Annotated in this window: 7 protein-coding genes; 6 read left to right on the forward strand and 1 reads right to left on the reverse strand. The window is 56.5% G+C overall.

The annotated features are described in order from the left end of the window. Positions 1-43 precede the first annotated feature (43 nt). Both K0F75_RS21385 and K0F75_RS21390 read left to right on the forward strand, forming a co-directional pair. Positions 44-2932: a ribonucleoside-diphosphate reductase subunit alpha gene (locus K0F75_RS21385; protein WP_219063963.1), complete on the forward strand. Its 2889-nt coding sequence runs from the start codon at positions 44-46 to the stop codon at positions 2930-2932. 262 nt (positions 2933-3194) lie between these two features. Next, on the forward strand, positions 3195-4442 hold the full coding sequence (locus K0F75_RS21390; protein ID WP_219063964.1) for a ribonucleotide-diphosphate reductase subunit beta: 1248 nt from the start codon (positions 3195-3197) through the stop codon (positions 4440-4442). Between the two features lie 257 nt (positions 4443-4699). On the opposite strand, the gene K0F75_RS26075 is transcribed toward K0F75_RS21390, so the two are convergent. Then, complete coding sequence (locus tag K0F75_RS26075) at positions 4700-4960, reverse strand: hypothetical protein (RefSeq protein WP_306823068.1); 261 nt, start codon at positions 4958-4960, stop codon at positions 4700-4702. Between K0F75_RS26075 and K0F75_RS21395 the strand changes: the two genes are divergently transcribed. The 4 genes from K0F75_RS21395 to K0F75_RS21410 all read left to right on the forward strand — a co-directional run bounded on the left by K0F75_RS21395 (position 4893) and on the right by K0F75_RS21410 (position 8256). Next, positions 4893-5081 carry a hypothetical protein gene (locus K0F75_RS21395; RefSeq protein WP_219063965.1) on the forward strand — a complete coding sequence of 63 codons (189 nt, stop codon included), beginning with the start codon at positions 4893-4895 and terminating at the stop codon, positions 5079-5081. The two genes, K0F75_RS26075 and K0F75_RS21395, sit on opposite strands and share 68 nt — an antisense overlap. Positions 5082-5153: 72 nt before the next feature. Next, positions 5154-5885 (forward strand): HNH endonuclease, encoded by a 732-nt coding sequence (locus tag K0F75_RS26080; RefSeq protein WP_219063966.1) that lies wholly within the window; start codon positions 5154-5156, stop codon positions 5883-5885. Between the two features lie 187 nt (positions 5886-6072). Next, a complete protein-coding gene (locus tag K0F75_RS21405; RefSeq protein WP_219063967.1) occupies positions 6073-7326 on the forward strand; it encodes a ferric reductase-like transmembrane domain-containing protein in 1254 nt (417 codons plus the stop codon). Positions 7327-7335: 9 nt separating this feature from the next. Beyond that, a complete protein-coding gene (locus tag K0F75_RS21410) occupies positions 7336-8256 on the forward strand; it encodes a restriction endonuclease (protein WP_219063968.1) in 921 nt (306 codons plus the stop codon). Positions 8257-8623 lie beyond the last annotated feature (367 nt).

Raw genomic sequence — 8623 nt, forward strand, 5'->3', positions numbered from 1 at the left:
CGTATTCAGTGCCCAAACAAACATAGAGAACGTGGAGACACCCATGCAAACCGACACAACCCGCGAGAACCCGCAGGCCACTGCGCCGCAGGCTGGCGAATCCCATCAGGATCTGTCCGCTACGGCACCTGGTCAGCTGCGCGTGATCAAGCGCAACGGCACTGTCGTTCCTTACACCGATGACAAAATCACCGTCGCCATCACCAAAGCGTTTCTCGCAGTTGAGGGCGGCACAGCTGCCGCCTCGTCGCGTATCCACGATACCGTTGCGCGCCTGACCGAACAGGTCACTGCCACGTTCAAACGTCGCATGCCTTCGGGCGGCACTATCCACATCGAAGAAATCCAGGATCAGGTCGAACTGGCCCTGATGCGTGCCGGCGAACAGAAAGTCGCCCGCGACTACGTGATCTACCGTGATTCGCGCGCCAAAGAGCGGGCTGTTCGCTCTATCGACGAACCGGTACAAGCGCACCCGTCGATCCGCATCACCCGCGCCGACGGCAGCCTTGCGCCGCTGGACATGGGTCGCCTGAACACCATCGTCACCGAGGCCTGCGAAGGTCTGGAAGAAGTCGATGCGAACCTGATCCAAAGCGAAACCCTGAAAAACCTCTACGACGGCGTAGCGCTGAAAGACGTCAACACCGCGCTGGTGATGACCGCTCGCACCCTGGTAGAGCGCGAGCCTAACTACTCGTTCGTGACTGCTCGCCTGCTGATGGACACCTTGCGTGCCGAAGGCTTGAGCTTCCTGGAAGTGGCCGACAGCGCCACTCACCACGAAATGGTCGACCTGTACGCCAAGGCTCTACCGTCCTACATCGCCAAAGGCATTCAGCACGAATTGCTGAACCCGATTCTGGCCACCTTCGACCTGGAAAAACTGGGCAAGGCGATCAACCACGAGCGCGATCAGCAGTTCACCTACCTGGGCCTGCAAACCCTGTACGACCGTTACTTCATCCACAAGGATGGCGTGCGTTTCGAACTGCCGCAGATCTTCTTTATGCGCGTGGCCATGGGCCTGGCGATCGAAGAGAAGAACAAAGAAGATCGCGCCATCGAGTTCTACAACCTGTTGTCGTCCTTCGACTACATGTCGTCGACCCCAACCCTGTTCAACGCCGGCACCCTGCGTCCACAGCTGTCCAGCTGCTACCTGACCACCGTACCGGATGACCTGTCGGGCATTTACCACGCCATCCACGACAACGCCATGCTGTCCAAATTCGCAGGCGGTCTGGGTAACGACTGGACGCCGGTTCGCGCGCTGGGCTCTTACATCAAGGGCACCAACGGCAAATCTCAGGGCGTCGTGCCGTTCCTCAAAGTAGTCAACGACACCGCAGTAGCAGTCAACCAGGGCGGCAAGCGCAAAGGCGCGGTCTGTGCTTACCTGGAAACCTGGCACATGGACATCGAAGAGTTCATCGAGCTGCGCAAAAACACCGGTGATGATCGTCGTCGTACCCACGACATGAACACCGCCAACTGGATCCCTGACCTGTTCATGAAGCGCGTCTTCGATGACGGCCAGTGGACCCTGTTCTCGCCATCGGAAGTGCCAGACCTGCACGACCTGACCGGCAAGGCTTTCGAAGAGCGTTACGAGTACTACGAAGCCCTGTCCCAGTACCCAGGCAAAATCAAACTGTTCAAGACCATCCAGGCCAAAGATCTGTGGCGCAAGATGCTCTCGATGCTGTTCGAAACCGGCCACCCATGGTTGACCTTCAAAGACCCGTGCAACCTGCGCAGCCCGCAGCAGCACGTCGGCGTGGTTCACAGCTCGAACCTGTGCACCGAAATCACCTTGAACACCAACAAGGACGAAATCGCCGTTTGCAACCTGGGCTCGATCAACCTGCCGAACCACATCGTCAACGGCAAGCTGGACACCGCCAAGCTTGAGCGCACCGTCAACACCGCCGTGCGCATGCTCGATAACGTGATCGACATCAACTACTACTCGGTGCCGCAAGCGAAGAACTCCAACTTCAAGCACCGTCCAGTCGGCTTGGGCATCATGGGCTTCCAGGACGCGCTGTACCTGCAGCACATCCCGTACGCCTCCGACGCTGCCGTCGAGTTCGCCGACCGTTCGATGGAAGCTGTCAGCTACTTCGCGATCCAGGCGTCCTGCGATCTGGCCGACGAGCGTGGCGCTTACGAGACGTTCCCGGGCTCGCTGTGGTCCAAAGGCATCCTGCCGCTGGATTCGCAACAGATCCTGATCGAACAACGTGGCCAGAAGTACATCGACGTTGACCTGAACGAAACCCTGGACTGGGCGCCTGTCCGTGCCCGTGTACAGAAAGGTATTCGTAACTCCAACATCATGGCCATCGCACCGACCGCGACCATCGCCAACATCACTGGCGTATCGCAGTCGATCGAACCGACGTATCAAAACCTGTACGTGAAATCGAACCTCTCCGGCGAGTTCACCGTGATCAACCCGTACCTGGTTCGCGACCTCAAGGCTCGCGACCTGTGGGACTCGGTCATGATCAACGACCTGAAGTACTACGACGGTTCCGTACAGCAAATCGACCGCATCCCACAGGAACTCAAAGACCTGTACGCCACCGCGTTCGAAGTCGACACCAAGTGGATCGTCGACGCCGCCAGCCGCCGCCAGAAATGGATCGACCAGGCGCAATCGCTGAACCTGTACATCGCCGGCGCATCGGGCAAAAAACTCGACGTGACCTACCGCATGGCTTGGTACCGTGGCCTGAAAACCACTTACTACCTCCGTGCCCTGGCCGCGACCAGCACCGAGAAGTCGACCATCAGCACCAGCAAGCTCAACGCAGTCTCGAGCGGCAACCACGGCGACGACTCCGTACTCGCCGCCCCTGCCGGTCCAGCGCCAGTGCCTAAAGCCTGCGCTATTGATGAGCCGGATTGCGAAGCCTGCCAATAAGTTAGACGGGCGCCTCTCGCGGGCGCCCTTACTCCGGCGATTCCCTGTAGGAGCTGCCGAAGGCTGCGATCAACCGCACCAGCGGTTACAAGGACCGAAGGTCCTTCAACCTTCGCAGCCTTCGGCAGCTCCTACAAAGGTTCTCGCCTGAGCCCCACAATAATTTTATGTTTTTTGCGTGCAGCAAACGTAACGCAAGCAACACACCTAAAGATCCACAGGCCAGTCCAACCGACTGGCCCTCACGCAGGAGACGAACATCATGCTGAGCTGGGACGAATTCGATAAAGAAGACGGCGAAGTAGCCGCCAAGGCAACCAACGCAGGTCACGCCAACGAAGCCAACATGGACCGCCTCGACAGCGCCGGTGGCGCCGCCGCCCTCGCCGCCCGTGCGGTCACAAGCACCGACTCTGCCGCGATCATCCGCGCCAAGGCCGCCCTGGACAGCCTCGACGTCGCCGAAGGTCTGGCTGAACTCGAAGGCGCGAGCGCCCGCGTTGCCGTTGACGAAAAGATGATGATCAACTGCCGCGCCGACCTCAACCAACTGGTCCCGTTCAAGTACGACTGGGCCTGGCAGAAGTACCTGGACGGCTGCGCAAACCACTGGATGCCGCAAGAAGTCAACATGACCGCCGACATCGCCGTCTGGCGTGATCCGGAAGGCCTGACCGACGACGAGCGCCGCATCGTCATGCGCAACCTCGGCTTCTTCTCCACCGCCGACTCCCTGGTTGCCAACAACCTGGTACTCGCCGTATACCGCCTGATCACCAACCCGGAGTGCCGCCAGTACATCCTGCGCCAAGCCTTCGAAGAAGCGATCCACACCCACGCCTACCAGTACTGCATCGAATCGCTGGGCATGGACGAAGGCGAGATCTTCAACATGTACCACGAGATCCCGTCGGTCGCCAAAAAGGCAGCCTGGGGCCTCAAATACACCCGCTCGATCTCCGATCCGAAGTTCGAAACCGGCACCGTCGACACCGACAAAGAACTGCTACGCAACCTGATCGCCTACTACTGCGTGCTGGAAGGGATCTTCTTCTACTGCGGCTTCACCCAAATCCTCTCCATGGGCCGTCGCAACAAAATGACCGGCGTCGCCGAGCAGTTCCAATACATCCTGCGCGACGAATCCATGCACCTGAACTTCGGCATCGACGTGATCAACCAGATCAAAATCGAAAACCCACACCTGTGGGACGCTGAAATGAAGGAAGAAGCCAGCCAAATGATCCTCCAGGGCACCCAACTGGAAATCGAATACGCCCGCGACACCATGCCTCGCGGCGTACTGGGCATGAACGCGGCAATGATGGAGGACTACCTCAAATTCATCGCCAACCGTCGTTTGAGCCAGATTGGCTTGAAAGAAGAATACCCAGGCACAACCAACCCGTTCCCATGGATGAGCGAAATCATGGACTTGAAGAAAGAGAAAAACTTTTTCGAGACTCGGGTTATTGAATATCAAACCGGTGGGGCGTTGAGCTGGGATTGATTCTGGTTTGATTGCTTAGCGATGTTTGAAGTGGAAAAGCCAGAAGCGGTTGCTTCTGGCTTTTTTGTTTGGGTGGCCTGACAGTGATGCACCCGACACAAATCCCCTGTAGGAGCGGACTTGTCCGCGAAGACTGAATAACAAACGCCCCACGCTCACGCCAAGAGCGGCACCACTCAATGACAGAGCGCCACGGGATGCCGTGCCCTCACGGACGGGAGAAATACTCTAAAATCAGTTTTCAGCAATGTATACGGTCATGCCTTCAGTCGCCGACGATAATCCTCAACCATCTCCTTAGAAACATCCTCTTTAAAGCAAAGCGGCGCATACCCTCCGGCGCGGTTATACGCACTACGCTTGCCGCAACGGCTACCGTTTCTCGCAGAATTATATGGGCACGGACAATTGCCTGGGTATGACGATATCGAGTCGTCAATGAGGGTCTTGATGATTGCTGAATCGGGAAGTTTCGCGTCCTTGCCAGACACTGAAAAAGCACAGAGCAGCGACAGCACTGCAACAAATCCTATCCCTATTTTTTTCATGGCAGTTCCTTCGCTTGCGGATGACATATCCAGCAAACTTTTTACCATGATGCCGAAAAGCCATCAAACATCACCACCTCATTTTCTGTAGGAAAAATCCCTCAATAGACACAGATTCGTCCTACACGTATCTTCGCGCTGGCATTTCAATATCGGCGCTGTTATGACCAAAAAACCATCTACACGTTGGAGCGACATGGAGCTTGAGGCCGCTGTGGATGCGTACCTCAGCATGCTTCAAAAGGAGAGGATGTTTGAGCCGTTCAACAAAGCGGAAATCAACCGAAACCTACGTGAAGGTGCGCTTTCCGCACGAGGAAAGTCTTCCGTAGAGATGCGCATGCACAACCTTTCCAGCATCTTTCTTGCTATGGGTTTACGACGCGTCGAGGGCTATGTCCCTCGGGATAACGCAGGAACAAACATCCGCAGTAAGATCCAGGCGATTCTAGAAAGAAAAGGCGTTTCCACATCAACTAGCTACGTCGCATCAACCGACGTCAAATCACTTAATCAAAAAACTGAAGAGTCCTCTGCTGACTTCCTAAGCTCACCGCCACCAGGCAACAAATATCCAAAGTCCGTAACGAGTACAACGACTACTTACGAACGTGATCTCAAGGTTAGAGACTGGGTGCTCAAAAACGCAAAAGGGAAATGCGAAGGTTGCGGGCAGAATGCACCGTTTTTGCTCACCGACGGGGCACCTTGTCTTGAAGTCCATCATGTTCGTCGCTTAGCTGATAACGGCAGCGACAGAACTACGAACGCCGTCGCACTCTGCCCGAATTGCCACCGACGCTGTCATTTGTCAGCGGATGGGGAAATGTTTACAGCATCGCTCTACGAAAGACTTAATCGTTTGATTATCGAAGATCCCGATGTGAGTAAATGAGCACATAAAGCCCGGGCCAGAGCCTTGCGCCAATTAAGATACCTGACTAAAGCGATGACCGAGGTCAGGGTCACACAGCACTCAATGCCGTACCATGCCGTACTTCAATTCTGCTTTCTCCCGGTTTTGCCGGTCAGTATTTATTCAGAATTATCGTTAAAGCCGTAAATGGCTGGAGCATGCGCCCTTGAAAAGCTGGCACTGTATCGTTGGTATTCTGCTGATCACGGCGATGACCCTGCTCATCGAGATCCCCTCCGACACTTGGCTGACCTCGGCGACGCTTAGTCTGATTCTGGGCACAGCGGCGTTGGCCTATATGGCGGTTGCCGCCTTGCTGGCCAGTCGCTCGCGTGCCGTTGAGGTGTTGTTCGGGGGCCTGGATCGGGTCTATGAAACCCATAAATGGTTGGGTATTTGGGCGCTGGTGTTTGCCTCTTACCATTTTGTGTTCAAGGCCAATCTGGACGTCTGGCACAGCGTGCCGATCCTTGAGATGTCTAAATACTGGACGCGCCTGGTGCGCCAACTGAGTTACGTGGCGCTGGGCATGATTGTGTTGCTCGCCTTGAACCGGAATATCCCCTATGGCCTGTGGCGCTGGTGGCACAAGCTGTCGGGCCCGCTGTTTGTGATCGTCATCCTGCATTGGCTAAGCTTCAAGTCGCCTATGACGTTGAGCAATCCCGCCGGCCTCTGGTTGGCGCTGTTGTGTGGCGCGGGTGTGCTCGCGGCGTTCTACAAGCTGCTGCTTTACCCCTTCATCGCTACCGCTGGCGAATACAAGGTGTCGGCCGTTTCCCTAGGCAAGAATTCCCTGAGCCTGGAGCTTGAGCCGATCCATAGCGGCTTTACGTTCAGGGCTGGGCAGTTTGCGTTCCTGGCCATGAAGGAGAAAGGCTTGCGCGAGCCTCATCCGTTCACTATTGCTGCCGCCCATTCCGACAGTGGCCGTATCAAGTTTGTGATCCGCGCCTTGGGGGACTACACGCAGAAACTGCGCGATCAGGTCAAGGTTGGGATGCTTGCAGATATCTATGCACCGTACGGACGCTTCAAGCGTCAGCCCGGCGCGGAGCGGGAAATCTGGATCGGCGGAGGTGTCGGTATTTCGCCATTCATCTCTTGGCTGCAGGACACGTCTGCCAGCCACTTCGACAATGCCACTCTGGTCTATTGCTTTAATCCGTCGCGGGCATTCCCGAGCGTCGAGCTTTTGCAAGGTATGGCCGAAAAGCGCGGGGTCGAGTTCGTTGGCAATGGCGGGGGTGCCGATCAGTTGGCTGAAACCGTACGTCAGGCAGCCACCCAGACAGATCCGGCACAGATCCACGTTAGCTTCTGTGGTCCCAAGGGCTTGATGTCACGCGTCCGTGAACTGATGCGTGAAAGCGGGATTCCTGAAGGTAATCTCCACTACGAATTTTTTGAGTTCCGCTGAAGCGAAGTCATGGCTAAAAAAACCTCCCCATTCGAAGACCTCTTTTACATCGCCAGCAAACTCCCGTGGTGGATCAGTGCAATGATCGCCATTGCGTCAGGTATGTATCTGCATTCGATCGCCATCGCCTCGACACCGATCTATTCGGACCTGCAACACCTGGATTCAATGATCTTCAACACTGCCTTCAAAACTTTCGCCACCTTCGGCCAGTACCTGGTCCCGCTGATTTTTCTCGGCGGTGCTGCGGCGTCGGTGTTCGGTCGACGTAAACGGCGTCGGTTGCTGGCGGCGGTCGCGATGCCGGGTGGCAAGACGCTTGAAGGCATTACCTGGCAGCAGTTCGAGCTGTTGGTGGGTGAGGCGTTGCGGCATCAGGGCTTTAGCGTTCAGGAAACCGGTGGGAACGGGCCGGACGGCGGGGTCGATTTGGTTGCTCGCAAGGACGGCGAAAAGTATCTGGTGCAGTGCAAGCAGTGGCGGTCGCTTCAGGTTGGCGTGCCGACGGTTCGCGAGCTGTATGGGGCAATGGCGGCTGAGGGTGCGACGGGCGGATTTGTGATCACCAGCGGCCGCTTTACAGCGCCAGCGAGGCAGTTCGCTTCGGGACGGAACCTGCGGCTGGTGGATGGGGAGCTGCTGAACCAATGGATCGCAGCGACCAAGCGTCCAGGGCCGCGGCCTACTTCGGCTGTCGTAGAGGAACGGGTGGAGCCGGTCATTGTTGCTGAGGTTGCAAAAGCGCCACCAGTCGCTGAACCTCCGGCCAAACCATCCCCAGCTAAACAGGTAGCGCCTGCTTGCCCTCATTGCAGGAAGCCGATGGTGATCAGAGTCGCCCGAAGTGGCGCTAATGCGGGGGGCGATTTCTGGGGGTGTTCTTCATATCCGGGTTGTAAGGGCATTCGTCCTATATTCCGGCCTCTGTAAGACAGCTCCTGTTAAACAGCTTATACGCAATTGAAATGGCTGGATTCACCACCGCAGGAAGGTCGTGCCGACCTTATCGCAGACAAGTCAGCTCCTACCTTGACCCGATTTGCTGCGCGACAGTCCTATCAAACAATCGATAACCATCTGAAATAGATCATTATTTGTAGGCGCTGACTTGTCTGCGAATAAGCCCGGCACGGGCTTCCGACAGGTTTGGGTTTGCCCCTGCCGCCATGATCACCTGCTGGCGGGTGTTGGATCGAGGTGCGGCAGGTGGTCCTGCGCTGGATGGTCTTCGCAGACAAGTCAGCTCCTTGTATCTCGACTATCGCTTTTCAACGAGCGATAGTTCTCGACTGATCAT

Origin of the sequence: Pseudomonas sp. UMAB-08, from assembly GCF_900095225.1 — a bacterium.
Taxonomy (GTDB): Bacteria; Pseudomonadota; Gammaproteobacteria; order Pseudomonadales; family Pseudomonadaceae; genus Aquipseudomonas.